This is a genomic window from Shewanella cutis (assembly GCF_022410515.1).
GTDB lineage: Bacteria > Pseudomonadota > Gammaproteobacteria > Enterobacterales > Shewanellaceae > Shewanella > Shewanella cutis.
This window is the reverse complement of the sequence record NZ_JACSDI010000002.1, coordinates 259,717-278,259: the sequence shown is the minus strand read 5'-3', so window position 1 is coordinate 278,259 and position 18,543 is coordinate 259,717. Positions and strand designations below refer to the sequence as shown.

The following is an 18,543-nucleotide window of genomic DNA, read 5'->3' as shown; positions in this document are numbered from 1 at the left end:
ATGGCGCGTTTTTCTTATTTAAATCAGTGTTAAAGGGAACTAAATGACCCAAGCTCAAGCAAAATACCTTAAAGATTATCAAGCTCCCCCGTTCACGATTGAAACCATTGACTTAGATGTTAATCTTGATGGTAAAAACACCCTGGTTAAAGCCGTTAGCAAAGTCAAACGCACTTCTTCTCACGCTAATCCTTTAGTGCTTGATGGTGAAAGTTTGACCTTGGTGAGTGTGGCCATTGATGGACAAGCAGCGCCGTATCGTGCGAGTGAAGGGCAGTTGTCTATCGAGACGACACTGAATGAATTTGAGCTGACGATCGTTACTCAACTGGATCCTGCAGCCAACTCAAGCCTCGAAGGGCTTTATATGTCCGACGGTGCCTACTGTACTCAGTGCGAAGCCGAAGGCTTTAGACGTATCACTTATTTTCTCGACCGACCCGATGTGTTAGCCAAATACACAGTGCGAATCGAAGCCGATAAGCTGGCGTTCCCATTTCTGCTGAGTAACGGTAACTTGATTGAAAAAGGCGAGGTCGATGGAGGACGCCATTATGTGCGCTGGCAAGATCCCTTCCCAAAACCTGCCTATCTGTTTGCCTTAGTCGCCGGTGATTTCGATCTATTACAGGATGAGTTTGTCACCCGTAGTCATCGCAAAGTGGTACTGCAGGTGTTTGTTGATAAAGGTAATTTGCACAAAGCGCACCATGCGATGGTGTCGCTGAAAAAGTCCATGGCCTGGGATGAGTCCCGTTTTGACCTCGAGTACGACTTAGATATCTACATGATAGTCGCTGTCGACTTTTTCAATATGGGTGCAATGGAAAATAAAGGCTTAAACATCTTCAATACCAAGTATGTGTTGGCCGATACCTTGACCGCAACAGACGAGGATTACCACGGAATTGAATCTGTGGTCGGCCATGAGTACTTCCACAACTGGACGGGTAACCGCGTGACTTGCCGTGACTGGTTCCAATTAAGCCTCAAGGAAGGCTTAACCGTGTTTCGCGATCAGGAATTTAGTTCGGATTTAGGTTCGCGCGCTGTGAACCGAATTCACGCAATTAAAGTGATCAAGAATCAGCAATTTGCTGAAGATTCTGGCCCTATGTCCCATCCTATCCGTCCAGAGTCCGTGATTGAGATGAATAACTTTTATACGGTGACAGTGTATAACAAGGGCGCCGAAGTTATTCGCATGATGCACACACTGTTGGGTGAAGCCCATTTCCAAGCGGGGATGAAGTTATACTTCAAGCGTCACGATGGTCAAGCCGTGACCTGCGATGATTTTGTGGCGGCGATGGAAGATGCCAGCGGTATCGATTTAACTCAATTTCGCCTCTGGTATAGCCAAGCAGGTACGCCGGTAGTAACAGCAAACGACAGTTTTAATGCTGACACAGGAACTTATCAGTTAACACTCAAGCAAACCTTAGCTGGCTGTGCTTCACCCTTGCATATTCCCTTTAGCTTAGAGCTGTTAGATGAGAAAGGGCAATCGCTGGTAAACCAAGTGCTCGATTTTACTCAAGCAGAGCAAGTGTTTAGCTTTGAAGGACTAAGCCATAAACCCGTAGCCTCCTTACTACAGGATTTCTCTGCACCGGTTAAATTGCACTATCCCTTTGAAATCGATCAACTCGTGCATCTGATGCGCTTTGCTTCGAGTGAAGTGGCGCGCTGGGAAGCGTCGGTCGCGCTCGTGAGCCAAGCGATTTGGCTAAATGTGGCGCATTTACAACAACATCACACCATGACATTAGATGAGCGAGTGAAGGATAGCTTTAAAGGAGCCTTGCTTGATGAGCAGTTAGATCAAGCGCTGATGGCTGAGATTTTAGCGATTCCATCGGCTTCCGCGTTGATTGAACAAACGGAAACTGTCGATTTAGATGCATTGGCCTTAGCGCGTGAATTTGTGCTCACCGAGCTTGCCGCTTACTGCGAAGATGAATTAACGGCACTTTATCGCTCATTAGTTAATTTGGATTGCACTAAAGCTCGGGCCCTTAAAAATCAATGTCTAAATTGGCTTAGCCGAGTTAGCAGTGATGCCGAAACCTTTGTGGTTGAGCAGTTTGAAAAAGCTAACAACATGACAGACTCTCTTGGTGCTTTGAGTGCAGCCAATACAGGTTCTTTAACTTGCCGTGACCATTTAATGGCTCAGTTTGAGACGCGCTGGCGTGATACGCCGTTAGTCATGGACAAATGGTTTATGTTACAGGCGACCTATGATAGTGATGATGTAATTGATAAGTTACGGCAATTACAACAACATTCGAGTTTTAGTATGAGCAATCCCAATCGCGTTCGTTCGCTTATTGGTAGTTTTGCCGCAGGGAATATTTATCAATTTCACCGTATCGATGGTCAAGGTTATGAGTTTTTAACTGAGTGCCTTATTAACTTGAACCAGCTTAACCCACAGGTTGCTGCGCGAATGGTGACACCGCTAATCCAATTCAGTAAATTCGATGAAACACGTCAATCTAAGATTAAAGCCTGTTTAACGCGTTTATTAGACTTGCCTGGACTCTCGAAGGATTTATTCGAGAAAGTATCTAAAGCGTTAGCGCAGTAGTAATTAACCTGAGCTCGAGATAAGCAGAGCCGCAGAATATGCATCTTTTCGGGCCTCTCTGCGTTGCTCTGTCTAACCATAGCTCGCTATGGCATACGACAGAGCGCCTTGATATGCGCAAAAATCTGCGCATTCAGCCAGATAATAGATTTTTCTTTTCAAAATAATCATTTATAGCATTGATTTAGTTTATTAAATTTAGGTTTTCGACACTCGTTACCCCGAGTTGAGGTTAATTAGAGGAGGAGGGCCGCACTTTGCTGCCCTTATCAGTATGGAATTGTATTTTAAGTTAACCCTTAGTTACCAAGATTTTTTACCTTACTATCAGGGGCTTGCTGATAAAGTTGAAGTTCGTGAACGTCAAGGGCGGATACTGTGGATTAATGGGCGGCATTTTAGACGTTTTTTAACTGAAAACGGGATCCATGGGCAATTTAAACTGGTGCTTGATGATAAAGGGCAATTTGTGTCGTTAGAGCGATTGTAGAAACAAATTGTTGATTTTAACTTAGAGCAATTACTTTAAACGGTCGACTAATTACGAACCAGAAAATATGTTATTTTATTTGTAATTATGTTTATGAAAAATATGATTTTTTATCTTGTTTTTTTCATTTATTCCTATCTTCTGCTTTTCTAATTTAAATCCTATCTTTGTACTAGATGATATAAATGTATCTACGTGCTTAATTCTTCGGAAAATTTTCTCTAACTGTGCCTTGCTCATAGGGATTAATTGCTGTAACAATGATGTTACCTGTGAGCTAACAAGATGTTGGTTGTAATTCCAAGAACAAAGAATCCAGCAGGGTACGGAGAGCTAAAATGAAAATTGTTAAAAAAAGTTTTAACAAGTCGGCGCTTGCTTTGGGGGTGGCGTCGGCATTGAGTTTATTGATGGTGTCGAATGTTAATGCGGTTGCGTTCGATTGGGGGGAGGTGCAAGGTTCTTTTGACTCAACTTGGACCGCGGGTGCCAGTTGGCGTGTGGGTGAGCGCGATTGGGATGGACAAATCGGTAAGGTTAACCAGCCACAATTTGATTGGTCAAATTATACTGCTTTTGGCAATACTAAATACACTTCTGCTGAGATTTGGGCGCAACCTGGCTCCTATTCAAGCAACAACGACTTAAGTAATTTACTTTATTCTCAAGGTGATACTACTTCTGAGATCGTTAAAGGATTACATGAGCTGTCTCTGAAGTATGAAAACTATGGTTTATTTGCCCGTGGCATGTATTTCTACGATCGTAAATTAAACGATGGAAACTTTGACTACAATGACCCGTTAACAGGGAAAGAGTACGATCCTTGCCAAGATAACCGTGCTTCAGAAGTGCAATGTAAGGACATCCGTCTGCTGGATGCCTTCATCTATGCGAATTTTGATTTGAATGACGGTGCAAATCCTCTGTCTATCCGTGTGGGTAACCAAGTCGTCTCTTGGGGTGAAAGTACCCTTATCGCCCACGGTATCGGTGAGATTAACCCCGTTGATTTGAACATTCTTAATGCTCCTGGCGCTGAACTGAAAGAAGCCTTTAGACCTCAGGGTATGGTTTGGGCCTCTTTAGGGATCACGGAGAATTTATCGGTAGAAGCTTTCTATCAATATGATTGGGAACCAATTTGGGTTCCAACACCCGGTTCAATTTTTGCGACTAACGATTTTGCGGGGTTTGGTGGTTACAACCAAAACGCACAGTTAGGTTTTAACGCTAACCCTGATATTAATTTAGACTTTGTGATGCAGGAATATCAACGTCTTGCAGGAATGATCGCCAGCGGTCAGACAATTCCAACATCGCAGCTCGTTGCGATGGCGTTGGCGTATCCAACTAAAGTGACCTTAGTGCAGGATGAGCAAGAGCCGAGTAATGATGGCCAATATGGTATCAAGCTAGGTTATTATGCGCCTGAATTGGGCGATACCGAGTTTGGTTTCTACTTTATGAACTACCATAGCCGCCGTCCGCTGATCAGCGGTACTGCAGCTGATTTTAGCACAGGTGCGTTGTTATCCGATTTAGCGGTACTTGGGCAAAATGCTGGTGATATTAATCGCGACTTGCTGCTGAGCTTAAAAAGCTTCTCTAAGGCGCAAATTGTTTATCCTGAAGATATTAAACTCTACGGCTTTAGTTTTAACACTTCACTGGGGGATACCTCAGTCGGTGCTGAAATTGCCCACCGTCAAGATGAACCGTTGCAAATCGATGACGTAGAACTGCTGTTTGCGGGTATGCCACAACAATTAGCTAACGCGGGTATTCGCCCAGATTTCAACGGTATTTCACAAATTGATGGGGTAAAACCTGGTGAAACCGTTGATGGTTTTATCCGCCGCGACACTACTCAGGCTCAAGCCACGTTCACTCACTTATTTGGTCCAACACTGGGACTGGATAACTTGACAATGTTGGCTGAAGTCGGTGGGGTGTGGATCCATGATATGCCTGGCTTTGATGAACTGCGTCTCAATGGTCCTGGTACTGCACGTTCTGGCGGTAATCCCGATATGCCAGGGATTATTCAAGCGCTGCATAATGGCCCTGAAACTAACCCATTCCCAACAGATTTCGCGTGGGGATACCGTTTAGTGGCCAAAGGCGAGTTCAATAACTTGTTTGCTGGTGTAAACATGTCTCCACGAATGATCTTCTCACACGACGTTGATGGTATTACCCCTGATCCTATGTTCCTCTTTACCGAAGGACGTAAGTCAGTGGCTTTAGGTGTTAATTTCGAATACCAAAACCGTTGGGGTGCAGACTTATCCTACAACAACTTCTTTGGCGGTGTAGGAACAACCAACGCGATGTCAGATCGTGATTATATTTCATTCAATATCAAGTATTCGATCTAAAGGACTATAACAATGAAGAAACTGTCGATATTGGCAAGTGCGGTGATTATGGCACTTGTAGCACCAGCAACGATGGCGAAAGTCTCTGAAGCAGAAGCCGCAAAACTGGGTAACGAATTAACCCCATTAGGTGCAGAAAAAGCAGGTAATGCTGATGGTTCAATTCCGGCATGGGATGGTGGTATTACTAAGCCTGTAGCGGGTTACACAAAGGGAATGCATCATCCTGATCCTTTCCCCGAGGATAAAATTGAATTCACTATTACCAATGCAAATAAAGCCCAATATAAAGATTATTTGACACCAGGTCAGATGAAATTGTTTGAGCTTTATCCTGATACTTACAAGATGAATGTGTACAAAACGCGCCGCAGCGCGTCAGTGCCGCAATTTGTCTACGATGCGACTAAAGCCAATGCAACCCGTGCTGAACTGGTGGCACAAGGTAATGGGATTTCAGGGGCATCAATTGGTATTCCATTCCCGATCCCTGCTAATGGCCTAGAAGCGATTTGGAACCATATTCTACGCTTCCGTGGTGTGGATGTGGAAACCTCGCGTAGCCAAGCGGCACCAACGGCCGATGGTAGCTACACCTTAGTTGAAACGGCAGAGGAAATTCGCTTCGAGTATTCTCGTCCAGAGATCACCCTCGATCAGTTAAAAGCCAGTAACACCTTATTCTACTTCAAACAGGTCGTCACTCAACCCGCGCGCCTTGCAGGAACAGCACTACTAGTGAAAGAAACCATGGACCAAGAAGCGTTACCGCGCCAAGCATGGACCTATAACACTGGCCAGCGTCGTGTTCGTAAGGCACCAAACGTTGCGTTTGATACACCGGGCACTGTATCCGATGGTCTGCGCACTACGGACGATTTCGACATGTTTAACGGTTCACCCGTGCGTTATAACTGGGAGCTTGTGGGCAAGAAAGAAATCTATATTCCTTACAACGATTACAAATTGCATTCAGATAAGCTGAAATATGATCAGATTTTAAAACCCGGTCATATTAATCCTGAGTTTGTCCGTTGGGAAAAACACCGCGTATGGGAAGTAAAGGCGACACTGAAAGACGGTATGCGCCATATCTACAAAACTCGCGTGATGTATCTTGACGAAGACTCATGGCAAGTATCGATCGCCGATCTGTACGACAACCGTGATGAACTTTACCGTGTGGCGGTTGCCCATGGTTTGAACTATTACGAAGTTCCCGCGCAGTGGGATACCTTAGAAGTGTTCCACGATCTGCAGTCACGTCGTTACTTGGCCATGGGGTTAGACAACCAGAGCGGCATGTATAACTTTGATGCCAAACTGAGTGAAGCAAACTTTACCCCAGATGCGCTGCGTCGCGAAGGTATCCGTTAATCAGCCACGGTAAAAGGGGCGCTAAGCGCCCCTCATTAGTTTAAGGAAGTTTGTATGTCGTTTCGCATCCTTCAATGTGTCGCTGCGATAAGTGTTGGTTGTTTATTTTCTTCCCCTTCGTTTTCTGCACAGTCAGAGCGTTTCCCGCAAATTCAGCCTCTGGCAGCATCTTCTTTAGTGTTAGATATTGCCCATGCTGGCAAGCAGTTAGTTGCTGTTGGTGAGCGAGGCCATGTGTTAGTGCTAAATGACAAATGGCAACAAGTCCCTACACCGACTTCCGTTCAGTTAACAAAGGTTTTCTTTTTAAATGAAAAACTCGGTTGGGCTGTTGGGCACGATGCCACTATTTTGCATACCCAAGATGGCGGCCAGACTTGGTCGTTACAAATGCAGTCTACTGAAATCGAAAAGCCTTTCCTTGATGTGTTGTTTTTAAATGAGCAAGAAGGTATGGCGATAGGCGCCTACGGACTCTTTTATCGCACCCGCGATGGCGGCGCAAATTGGACAGAGGAATTCCATGAAGAGCTGCTTGCCGAAGAGGACGTCTCCTACCTCGCTGAATTAAAAAACAGCGATCAAGCGGCCTACCTCACTGAGCGAGCATCTTTATTGCCACATTTTAATCGGATGATAGCGCTTAAGGATGGACGCCTATTATTGGTGGGAGAGCTTGGTTTAGTGGCTATGTCGGCAGACAAAGGCCAAAACTTTACCCGCACGGGGTTCGATTATGATGGCTCTATGTTTAATGCCATTCAGCTGCAGGACGCGGTTTACGTGATGGGACTAAGAGGGCACGTCTTTAAGGCAGATTTGAGCCTTGCCCAATGGGATGAGATTGATATGCCCGTTAAATCATCTATCAACGGGGTCATGGCAGCCTCAGAGACTAGCCTATATCTTGTAGGTAATGCCGGCATTGTTATCCAGTTAAATCAGGATGATAGTTCGAGTATTGTGACTCGTCGCCAAGGGGAAAACTTAGTTTCAATTGCAAAAGATAACCAAGGGAATGTGTGGTTATCGGGTAGCCAAGGGCTACTCACACTTAAGCCATAAATTATAAAACAACAATAACAGGGCCGATAAGATGTTAGAAAAACTGGTCAACGGATTTGAGTCATTTTTGTTCCGCAACCGTGCTTGGGTGGTAAGCATTTTCATTTTGGTCACGTTTTTTTTGGGATACCAAGCCAGCCAATTAAAAATGGATGCGGCATTTATTAAAAATATTCCACTCAATCATAGCTATATGCAAACTTACCTCAAACACCAAAAGGATTTTGGGGGCGCAAATAGCATTATGGTGGCGGTTGAAGACACCAGCGGTAATATTTTTAATCCTAATTATTTTGATACCCTTAAAAACGTCCATGATCAGCTGTTTTTTATTCCCGGTGTTGATCGTTCTCAGGTGAAATCGCTGTTTTCTCCTTCGACCCGTTTTACCGAGGTTGTAGAGGATGGTTTTGCTGGCGGTCCTGTGATCCCCGCTGATTTTGCTACCACAGAAACGGGCTTAAATACGGTTCGAGATAACATTGAAAAAGCAGGGATTGTTGGCCGATTAATCGCTAACGACTACAGTGCTGCTATGGTATCTGCCCAGTTAATGGATTTTGATCCACAAACGGGTAAACCCTTAGATACCATTGCCTTTGCTGCCCAACTTGAAAAAGAACTGCGTGGCAAATATGAAACCGATAAAGTGAAAATTCATATTATCGGCTTTGCCAAGATGGCAGGTGATGTAGCCGATGGTGCCAAAGGTGTATTACTGTTTTTCGTGATAGCCATTTTAGTTACGGCGGCGATGGTTTATCTGTTCTCTAAATCGATTATTCTGACGCTATTACCCTTAATCTGTAGCTTAACTGCGGTGATCTGGCAGCTCGGTTTATTGACGGTAATTGGTTTCGGTCTCGATCCAATGTCGATTTTGGTGCCTTTCCTCGTATTTGCGATTGGGGTGAGTCACGGCGTGCAGATCATTAATGCCGTAAAGCGCCGGGTGATGGACGGGCAATCCACTAAAGCTGCATCAGCTTCAGCGTTTCGTAGCTTACTTGTGCCAGGTGGTGTGGCATTACTCTCTGATACTGTTGGTTTTATTACGCTATTATTCATTGATATTGGGATTATTCGTGAGCTGGCGATTTCGGCATCCTTGGGTGTAGGTGTGATTATTCTCACCAACCTTATCCTCTTACCGTTAGTGATTTCCTTTACCGAGATTAACGTTCCACCACAAGGTCAACCAACATCGGATGAAGTGCGTGCCGAGGCGATTTGGCGCTATCTGGCAAAATTTGCCACCCCTAAATACGCGATCGTGGTGATTATAGCGACTATTGCCTCGTATTTTGCTGGGTTAGAAAAGGCAAACCAGATGAAAATTGGCGATTTGCAAGCTGGGGCGCCTGCTTTACATCAGGATTCTCGCTACAACTTGGACACTTTCTTTATTACAGATCATTTCTCTATCACCACGGATGTGATGACTGTGATTGTTGAAGCCAGCCCTGAAGCCTGTACTTATCACGATGTGTTGACTCAAATTGATGAGTTTGAATGGCTAGTGCGTAATACTCCTGGTGTTGAATCAACTGTCAGTTTGGCTTCGGTGGCAAAAAAAGTGAACGCTGGCTTTAACGAAGGCAATCCAAGGTGGGAAGTGCTACCGCGTACAACGGCGAGTTTAGTACAGGCTATTGGTCAAATTCCCACGACTTCAGGTTTATTAAATGGCGATTGTTCAGTGATGCCAGTGTATCTGTTTATGAAAGATCACAAGGCCGAAACCATAGAAACAGTGGTCGCTAAGGTCAAAGCTGTCGCTGCAAAAATGGATAATGATAAGCTGCAATTTAAACTGGCATCGGGTCCTGTTGGTGTGATGGCGGCAACGAATGAAGCCGTAGCCGAAGCGCAATTACCTATGATGATCTATGTGTATGGCGCGGTATTTGTGCTGTGTTTAATCAGCTTCAAATCTTTCAAGGCCACGGTTGCGGTTATCATTCCACTCTATGTGGTATCGACACTGGCACAGGCCTTGATGACAATGCTTAATATTGGCTTAGCTGTCAGTACTTTACCCGTTATTGCTCTGGGTGTGGGCATTGGGGTTGACTATGGTATTTATATCCTGTCGACCATGTCGTCTAAGTTATCAAATGGTATGCCAGTACAGCAGGCTTACTACGAAGCGTTGGTTGAGCGGGGAAGTGCGGTGATTTTTACCGGTTTGACGCTGGCAATCGGGGTAAGCACTTGGTTTTTCTCGGCGCTTAAATTCCAAATGGATATGGGGATCCTGCTCACCTTCATGTTTTTGGTAAATATGTTGGGTGCCATAATTATCCTGCCAGCATTGGCGGCGGTATTCTGGCGACAACCTAAGTAATACCTTGAAATGGGGAGTTTAACTCCCCATTTTTTTTTTGCATAGTTAGTCTGTTTTTACGATTGTTTGGTCATTGTTTGCGCTTTAATCCCGCGGCGACTGGATTTCAAGAGGATGTACCACTAAAATTTTCCTCGAAATACAGAGGATTTAGTAATAAACTTCGCGCGACGATCTAGATCACACTCGCTTTTCTCAGATTGTTAAGCCGAAGCATCCAAATAATGAAAAAAAGCGCTGCCATAGACGCTTAAGGAAACAGCAACATGGCCTTGAAAGATGCAATGCCTTCAGTACTACTTGAAAATGTAGTCAGTTTAATTCACGCTAAAGTCCCTAATTCACAAGCCAAGCAAGTTGAACAGTTCGCGACCTGCCTTTATGCCCACATGTCGAAAGACGACCTCAATGCGCGTAATGACAGCGATCTGTACGGTGCCGTTCTCAGTTTATGGAATGCACTGAACAAAACCCCGAAAGGGGAGACTCACCTTAGAGTATTCAATCCAAGTCAGTCAAAACATGGCTGGCAATCAACCCATTCGATCATTGAAGTAATCCAACCTGACATGCCATTCTTGGTAGATTCTGTTGGTATGGCCTTGAATCGTATGGGTATTACGGCTCATGTGATGTTACATACTCCGCTGGCGATTGAGCGTTCAGCGCAAGAAGTGACTAAAGTAACTTATCTGAACCAAAGCCCTGACAGCACTGAACATGTTGCGGTTTTCTTGATTGAAATCGATCGCCAAAGCAGCACTGCGGACATCAAAACCCTTGAGCGCGAAATCCAATCTGTGCTTGCTGATGTTGCCGCATCAGTCAACGATTGGGGGGCGATGTCAGCTAAGTTGAGCGAGACCATTAAAGAGTTACCTAAACGTCCATTTCCCGGTGAGAAGCAAGAGTTAGAAGAAGCGATTAGCTTCCTCACTTATCTTAATAATCATCATTTTACTTTACTGGGTTACCGTCAATACGATTTAAAACGTGTTGAAGGCGATGTTGAGCTCGTACCGAATATCGCCTCTAGCTTAGGTTTAATGAACAAACACCATAAGACTCAACCGGAGCAAGGTTTGTTATTATCAAGCTTCTCTGACAGTGCCCGTAAAGAAGCCTTAGACCACAGTTTATTGATCCTGACGAAGAGCAGTGCCAAGAGCCGCGTGCACCGTCCAGCCTATGTCGACTATATCGGTATTAAACGTTTTGACAAGAAAGGCAATGTGATCGGTGAAGACAGATTTATCGGTTTATACGCCTCAACTGTGTATAACCGTAGCCCGCGTGAAATTCCGCTGTTGAACGAAAAAGTCCAGCGTGTATTAGACCGCTCAGGTTTAACACCTCGATCTCACGACTATAAAGCCCTACTGAACATTCTCGAAAACTTACCGCGCGACGAGCTAATCCAAGCTAATGTGGATGATTTAGCACACACAGCGCACGGTGTGCTCGAGATGCAAGACAGGGATAAACTGAAGCTCTTTGTTCGCAAAGACGGTTTCGGTCGTTTCTTATCCTGTTTAGTGTATGTATCTAAAGATCGTTACAACACTAAGCTTCGCCAAGATACCCAACGTATTCTGGCTCAACATTTCAACAGTAAAGAAGATGTAGAGTTTACGACATATTTCTCCGAGTCGACCCTTGCCCGTACTCACTACATTGTCAAAGTTGATAACAATAATATGGATGTAGATGTGGCTGCCATAGAGAACAACTTAATAGAAGCGGCACGTTCTTGGGAAGATAAGTTAAATACTGCGCTAAACAACGCCTTAGGTGAAGAAGCCGGTACTCATCTGATGAAGCGTTACGCTAACGCCTTCGAACAAAGTTATAAAGAAGATGTGCTGCCAAGCTCCGCCGTTGTGGATATGCAACAGCTCGAAGCCTTAGACGACGAACACAAACTGGGTATGTTGTTCTATCAACCGCAGGAAGCTGCGCTGAATGACAATAAAGTACGTTTAAAACTGTTCCACAAAGATGAGCCAATACATCTTTCTGACGTGCTGCCAATGCTCGAAAACTTTGGTTTGCGCGTGATCAACGAACGCCCTTATGAAGTCACCACCGCAGACGGCTCAACCTTCTGGATTTTAGACTTCTTAATGACAGTGAAAGTTGTCAACACCGACAATATCGCTGATAGCCAAGACAGATTCCAAACTGCACTGTCACAAGTGTGGCAAAAGAAGTTAGAAGATGATGGTTTTAACCGCATTATTCTGGCCTCTGGTTTAACGGGCCGTGAAGTCTCTGTATTGCGTGCTTACGCTAAGTACATGCGTCAAATCGATGCGACCTTTAGCCAAGCTTATATTGAAGAAACCTTCGGCCGTTACCCTCAAATCGCTGATTTGTTGGTGAAAATGTTTATTCGTAAGTTCAATCCTAAACTGAAGACCCGTACACTGGGCAAGTTTATGGAGCAAATTAACCTACGTTTAGACGAAGTATCAAGCCTTGATGATGACCGGATCATTCGTCGCTATTTAGACTTGATTAACGCCACACTGCGTACCAACTTCTATCAACTGGATGCCAAAGGCGAATCTAAGAGTTATATCTCGTTTAAATTCATGCCTTCGTTGATCCCTGAAATGCCACGTCCACTGCCGAAATTCGAAATTTTCGTCTATTCTCCACGGGTTGAAGGTGTGCATTTACGTTACGGCAAAGTGGCGCGTGGTGGCCTGCGTTGGTCTGATCGCCGTGAAGACTTCCGTACAGAAGTGCTTGGCTTAGTGAAAGCGCAACAAGTGAAAAACACCGTTATTGTGCCTGTGGGTGCGAAAGGCGGTTTCGTTTGTAAACAACTGCCAACTGAAGGTGGTCGTGAGGCGTTCTTCACCGAAGGCCAAGAATGCTACCGCATCTTCATTCGCGCCTTGCTTGATATTACCGATAACATTTTGAACGGTGAAATCGTACATCCAGTGGATGTGGTTCGTCACGATGAGGATGATCCTTATTTAGTTGTGGCTGCCGATAAAGGTACTGCCACCTTCTCTGATATCGCGAACTCGATTTCGCTTGAATACCATTTCTGGTTAGGTGATGCGTTCGCTTCTGGTGGTAGTAACGGTTACGATCACAAGAAAATGGGTATCACAGCCAAAGGTGGCTGGGAATCTGTTAAGCGCCACTTCCGCGAAGTGGGTATCGATTGCCAAACCACGGACTTTACCTGTTTAGGTATTGGTGACATGGCGGGTGACGTATTCGGTAACGGTATGTTGTTGTCTAAGCACACAAAACTTGTTGCTGCATTCAACCACATGCATATCTTTATCGATCCAAATCCTGATGCTGCTGCCAGTTATGAAGAACGTGCTCGTTTATTCGCACTGCCGCGTTCAAGCTGGGAAGACTACAATAGCAAACTGATTTCTAAGGGCGGCGGTGTTTTCCTGCGTTCATCTAAGTCAATTCCATTATCTGCTGAAATGAAGCAAATGTTGGGCACAGAGAAAACCTCGATGACCCCAACTGAGATGATGAAAGAACTGCTGAAAATGCCTGTTGATCTGATTTGGAATGGTGGTATTGGTACCTACGTTAAGTCTTCACGGGAAACCAATGCTGAGGTCGGTGATCGTGCTAACGATGCTCTGCGCGTCAATGGTCGTGAACTGCGTGCTAAGATCGTCGGTGAGGGTGGTAACTTAGGTTGTACTCAATTAGGTCGTATCGAATATGCTGCTAATGGCGGCCGTATTAACACTGACTTCGTGGATAACGTCGGTGGTGTGGACTGTTCTGACAACGAAGTAAACATCAAGATTTTGCTGAACGCGATGGTGACTGAAGGTGAACTGACGTTGAAACAACGTAACCGTTTACTGGAAGAAATGACTGAAGAAGTCGGTGAAATTGTTCTGCAAGACTGTAAAGACCAAACCCGCACGATTTCTGTTACCCAAGTGCGTGGTGCTGAACAGTTAAAAGAGCAAATCCGCTTCATCCAGTATCTGGAGAAAGAAGGTAAGTTAGACCGCGCGTTAGAATTCTTACCCTCGGAAGAAGAACTGACAGAACGTCTCGCCAATGGCCGTGCATTAACGCGTCCAGAGCTATCAGTCTTGGTTGCTTACGCTAAGATGGTGCTCAAAGAACAGTTACTGACGCCAGAAATCACTGAAGATACGCTACTGAGCCAATTGTTGATTGCTTACTTCCCGAAAAAACTTCAGGAACTGTATAGCGCCAGAATGGCTACGCATCCACTGCGTGGTGAAATCATTGCTACCTCACTGGCCAACGAACTGGTCAATGACATGGGTCTGAACTTTGTTCAACGTATGCAAGATGAGACTGGTGCCTCAGTTGCTGATGCGGCAATTTGCTATACTATGGCTCGCGAAGTCTTTGGTTTAGCTGAATTAACTAAATCGATCACTGACTTAAACGGTATTGTACCTGCTGTGGTTCAGGGTGAAATGTTGCACCAGTTACGTCGTAATATGCGTCGCGCATGTCGCTGGTTCCTGCGTCACCGTAACCGTAGTTGGAGTATTGAGCAAACCGTTGCCTTCTTCAAACCGGTATTTGAACAACTCAAAGCGAATGTTCATTCATACTTAGCTGAAGAAGAAGCAGCAGGCATCCAGGCTGAGATCAATGCTCTGATTAAAGAGAATGTGCCTCAGGATGTTGCCTCTACCGTTGCCAATATGAGCACGCTGTTCTCTACGCTTGATATTGCGCAAATTGCGCAGGCTGAAGAGAAGACAGTCGCGCTTGTTGCCGAGACTTATTTCAAACTCGGCGCTCGCGTTGAGCTGCACTGGTTCCTAGAACAGATCAGTGCGCAACCAGTGACTAACCATTGGCAAGCACTGGCCCGTGCAGCCTTTAGAGAAGAGCTGGATTGGCAGCAACGTGCGTTAACGTCAGTGGTTTTAAGAACGTGCAGTGCAACCTGTAATGCACAGAGTGTTATTTCCCTGTGGATTGAGACTAATCAAGCCCTGTTGGAAAGATGGTTCCACATGCTAGCTGACTTTAAAACGTCGCAAAATCATGAGTTTGCTAAGTTCTCTGTCGCCCTACGTGAACTTAACCTTCTGATCCTTCACTGTGAAGGGCAAAAGTAAACTTTTATAACAATCAGAAGCCCTGGCGATCGCCGGGGCTTTTTTTAGGTCGAGGAAAGTACATGTTTTATAAAATCGCACAGAAAGTCATGTTTCAGATGGATCCTGAGCGAGCGCATAATTTAGCCATTGGCAGCCTGAGAATGACAGGCAATAGTCCACTGAATGCTTTTTATGCTCAGAATATTACGCCAGCGCCCGTCAGCTTTATGGGACTGACTTTTCCAAATCCAGTGGGCTTAGCTGCTGGTATGGATAAAGATGGCGAGTCGATAGATGCCTTTCATGCGATGGGATTTGGTCATGTGGAAGTGGGAACGGTTACCCCAAGACCACAACCTGGTAATGATTTACCCCGTTTATTTAGATTAAAACCCGCCAAGGCGATTATCAATCGCATGGGATTTAATAACAAAGGTGTCGATAACCTAGTCAAAAATTTGATCGCGAAAAAGACTGATATCATGGTTGGCGTCAATATTGGTAAAAATAAAGACACCCCAGTAGAACAAGGTAAAGACGATTATTTAATCTGTATGGATAAAGTTTATCTCCATGCAGCTTATATTGCGGTGAATATTTCATCACCTAATACCCCTGGATTACGATCGCTGCAATATGGCGATCTATTAGACGAATTATTAAGTGCCATTAAAGCCAAGCAACTTGAATTGGCCGACAAACATAAAAAATATGTACCTATTGCGCTTAAAATTGCCCCTGATTTAACGACAGAAGAAATCGAAAATATTGCTCAAGCGTTGATTAAAAATCAGTTTGATGGTGCAATTGCGACCAATACCACCTTGACCCGTGACGGTGTTAGTGGGCTTGCCAATGCGAATGAAAGCGGTGGTTTAAGTGGTAAACCTTTAACTGAACTTTCAACAAAAGTAATTAAACAATTAGCCACTTGTTTACAAGGTCAAATTCCAATTATAGGCGTGGGTGGCATTAATAGTGCTGAAGATGCATTAGCGAAGTTTGATGCGGGCGCAACTATGGTGCAGATTTACTCGGGTTTTATTTATCAAGGTCCGAAGTTAATTAAAGAGATTGTTGAAGCTTACCGTTTAAAATAACGATCTTTAGATCTCACAGAGGATCAAAAAGAAGATCCTCTATGATAACTGCGATCTAAAATGATCATGAGATCGCAGTTATGATCTTAAAACAGATCCACTAAGTAATTGTTAACTAATTTGTATTTTATTATTTTTATTTTGATATTGAATAAAATATCTACTATGATGTGCCAGTGTTCAAATAGTAGGTAAACGTTATGTTATTATTGCCGCAAAAGGATTGGCATTGGAAATATAACGATTCGTATGGTGTATTAAGCGTTTCGTTAGGTTCCGAGATAGAATTTCTGACGGCTTATAAAGCAAAATCATTAATTCCTGATGCCTTATCAAGCATGGAGTTCAATATTTCGCACGCCAAATTCTATATGAGCTTGCTCGATAAGTTACCCAAAACCTTAACTCTAACCGATGCTGCGGTAGTGCAAATAGCACTTAATGCGACAGCGGCGCATTTTATGCTAACACCACAAATGCCAAAATCTTGGTTTTTTGATACCAGTGAAGTGTGTGTTTACAGTGATGTGGGTAAAGTCTTTGAACTTAAATCTCAAAAGCAACGTGCATTAGTATTAGTTGTTGAAAATACACTGCAATCGGCGTTAGTGATGTTGTTATCGCCAGAATGTGTTTTATCTGGAGCTAAAACCTTGGGACAGTTTGAGACGATTAAGGTTATGCATAATCGCTTACATCCTCTTCGTGCGCAGCGACATGTCGTTGCGGCCTAGTTGCTAGCTACGATAATAAGTGTAACTTACGCTTAGATACTCTTTATTGCGCTGGTAATTATGAGTCAGTTAATTGTTCAGCTTTGGGCATTGAACGGCTATTAATACGCTATTTCAGTTAATTTTTCTAAGCCTGTTAGATAAATCTATAATCCTGCTAAGTTACGTTTTCGTATGAAATCCTATATCTGTGTATTCAAAAAACAGTCAAATAAAAAGCCAGCCCTGGTTAGGACTAGCTTAATGGCTAAAATTTGAACCAACGAGAGTCAACCAACAAATTGTGAATTTAGTTCTGCGTATTTATCATCTCGATTAGAACTTGATTTACCTGCATTAATCATTATGGCGTTTACCTGAGCGTTTGAGTTTTTCTGCTTCCAACTTCGCGGCCTTCTCGGCTGCTTTTTCGGCAAGAATACGCTCAACTTCGGCTTTTTCAATCTCTGCCATAGCGGGTGTTTCAAGGGATAATAAGCCGATTTTACCGGAACGATACTCATGCAGCAGTAATTCTGATGCCTTATGTAAATCAATACGGCCACCAGGGCGAAGGGCGCCACGTTTACGGCCAATTTCTTCCAGCAGTGCCATATCATCGTGTGGCAATTCGCTTAAGTTATAGCGCTCGCAAATTTCTTTTGGATAAGCAGTTAAAAAATAGCCCGCAGCAAATAGTGCCACATCCTCATATTCCATGGCGGTATCTTTAATCGCGCCCGTCACGGCAAGGCGATAGCTACTAGCTTCGTTATCAACCTTAGGCCATAAAATCCCTGGCGTGTCCGAGAGCACAATACCGTTGCGCAGGTTAATGCGCTGCTGGGTTTTGGTGACGGCGGGTTCGTTACCGGTTTTGGCGATAACGCGACCGGCTAAGGTGTTGATAATGGTGGACTTACCGACGTTTGGGATCCCCATGATCATAGTGCGAATATCTTTTTCAGTTTTATCTCGACTCGGCACTAACTTACGGCAAAGATCCGGCAGCATTTTCAACATACCCGGTTGCAGTGTGGTAATCGCAGTCGCTTTTACGCCTTGTTCACGTTCAAGATATTCAATCCATTGGGCGGTGATATCAGGATCGGCTAAGTCGGATTTATTCAGCAGCTTGATACAAGGTTTGTCGCCGCGAAGCTTTGACACCATGGGGTTTTCGCTACTGTAGGGAATACGGGCGTCCAGCACCTCAATCACCAGATCGACTTGAGGCATAGCCTCTTCGATCTCTTTGCGTGCCTTGTGCATATGCCCCGGATACCATTGAATTGCCATGATAACGCCTTGTCCTAAATGACTTAAAGACGACTATTCTACCTTGAAGGCGACGAATGTCATAAAAAAAGCGCCCGAAGGCGCT

10 protein-coding genes are annotated in these 18,543 nt (G+C 44.4%); 9 read left to right on the top strand and 1 reads right to left on the bottom strand.

Annotation, left to right across the window (positions count from 1 at the left end):
* The first annotated feature begins 43 nt into the window (after positions 1 to 43).
* The 9 genes from pepN to H9J30_RS06375 all read left to right on the top strand — a co-directional run bounded on the left by pepN (position 44) and on the right by H9J30_RS06375 (position 17,180).
* Entirely contained in the window at positions 44 to 2,593 is a 2,550-nt protein-coding gene (gene pepN / locus H9J30_RS06415) for an aminopeptidase N (RefSeq protein WP_240130266.1), read from the top strand.
* Between the two features lie 274 nt (positions 2,594 to 2,867).
* Positions 2,868 to 3,083 carry a DUF2835 domain-containing protein gene (locus tag H9J30_RS06410; RefSeq protein WP_240130265.1) on the top strand — a complete coding sequence of 72 codons (216 nt, stop codon included), beginning with the start codon at positions 2,868 to 2,870 and terminating at the stop codon, positions 3,081 to 3,083.
* Positions 3,084 to 3,421: 338 nt separating this feature from the next.
* Positions 3,422 to 5,464, top strand: a complete 2,043-nt coding sequence (locus tag H9J30_RS06405) for a DUF1302 domain-containing protein (RefSeq protein WP_240130264.1) — start codon at positions 3,422 to 3,424, stop codon at positions 5,462 to 5,464.
* 12 nt (positions 5,465 to 5,476) lie between these two features.
* Positions 5,477 to 6,841: a DUF1329 domain-containing protein gene (locus H9J30_RS06400; protein WP_240130263.1), complete on the top strand. Its 1,365-nt coding sequence runs from the start codon at positions 5,477 to 5,479 to the stop codon at positions 6,839 to 6,841.
* Between the two features lie 54 nt (positions 6,842 to 6,895).
* Complete coding sequence (locus H9J30_RS06395; protein WP_240130262.1) at positions 6,896 to 7,906, top strand: WD40/YVTN/BNR-like repeat-containing protein; 1,011 nt, start codon at positions 6,896 to 6,898, stop codon at positions 7,904 to 7,906.
* Positions 7,907 to 7,937: 31 nt separating this feature from the next.
* Positions 7,938 to 10,253 carry an efflux RND transporter permease subunit gene (locus H9J30_RS06390; RefSeq protein WP_240130261.1) on the top strand — a complete coding sequence of 772 codons (2,316 nt, stop codon included), beginning with the start codon at positions 7,938 to 7,940 and terminating at the stop codon, positions 10,251 to 10,253.
* A 266-nt stretch (positions 10,254 to 10,519) separates the two neighbouring features.
* Positions 10,520 to 15,364 carry an NAD-glutamate dehydrogenase gene (locus H9J30_RS06385; RefSeq protein WP_240130260.1) on the top strand — a complete coding sequence of 1,615 codons (4,845 nt, stop codon included), beginning with the start codon at positions 10,520 to 10,522 and terminating at the stop codon, positions 15,362 to 15,364.
* A 62-nt stretch (positions 15,365 to 15,426) separates the two neighbouring features.
* Positions 15,427 to 16,446, top strand: coding sequence for a quinone-dependent dihydroorotate dehydrogenase (gene pyrD / locus H9J30_RS06380; RefSeq protein ID WP_240130259.1), 1,020 nt, complete (start codon positions 15,427 to 15,429; stop codon positions 16,444 to 16,446).
* Between the two features lie 200 nt (positions 16,447 to 16,646).
* The gene (locus H9J30_RS06375; RefSeq protein ID WP_240130258.1) at positions 16,647 to 17,180 is read left to right on the top strand and encodes a cell division protein ZapC; all 534 of its coding nucleotides are present in this window, start codon (positions 16,647 to 16,649) and stop codon (positions 17,178 to 17,180) included.
* A 336-nt stretch (positions 17,181 to 17,516) separates the two neighbouring features.
* Here the strand turns inward: H9J30_RS06375 and ylqF are convergent, their stop codons facing one another.
* A complete protein-coding gene (ylqF, locus tag H9J30_RS06370; RefSeq protein WP_240130257.1) occupies positions 17,517 to 18,458 on the bottom strand; it encodes a ribosome biogenesis GTPase YlqF in 942 nt (313 codons plus the stop codon).
* Between the last annotated feature and the right edge of the window lie 85 nt (positions 18,459 to 18,543).

Coding starts and splice junctions, on each gene's coding strand:
- pepN (WP_240130266.1), top strand. CDS start 44: ATGACCCAAGCTCAAGCAAAATACCTTAAAGATTATCAAGCTCCCCCG.
- H9J30_RS06410 (WP_240130265.1), top strand. CDS start 2,868: ATGGAATTGTATTTTAAGTTAACCCTTAGTTACCAAGATTTTTTACCT.
- H9J30_RS06405 (WP_240130264.1), top strand. CDS start 3,422: ATGAAAATTGTTAAAAAAAGTTTTAACAAGTCGGCGCTTGCTTTGGGG.
- H9J30_RS06400 (WP_240130263.1), top strand. CDS start 5,477: ATGAAGAAACTGTCGATATTGGCAAGTGCGGTGATTATGGCACTTGTA.
- H9J30_RS06395 (WP_240130262.1), top strand. CDS start 6,896: ATGTCGTTTCGCATCCTTCAATGTGTCGCTGCGATAAGTGTTGGTTGT.
- H9J30_RS06390 (WP_240130261.1), top strand. CDS start 7,938: ATGTTAGAAAAACTGGTCAACGGATTTGAGTCATTTTTGTTCCGCAAC.
- H9J30_RS06385 (WP_240130260.1), top strand. CDS start 10,520: ATGGCCTTGAAAGATGCAATGCCTTCAGTACTACTTGAAAATGTAGTC.
- pyrD (WP_240130259.1), top strand. CDS start 15,427: ATGTTTTATAAAATCGCACAGAAAGTCATGTTTCAGATGGATCCTGAG.
- H9J30_RS06375 (WP_240130258.1), top strand. CDS start 16,647: ATGTTATTATTGCCGCAAAAGGATTGGCATTGGAAATATAACGATTCG.
- ylqF (WP_240130257.1), bottom strand. CDS start 18,458: ATGGCAATTCAATGGTATCCGGGGCATATGCACAAGGCACGCAAAGAG.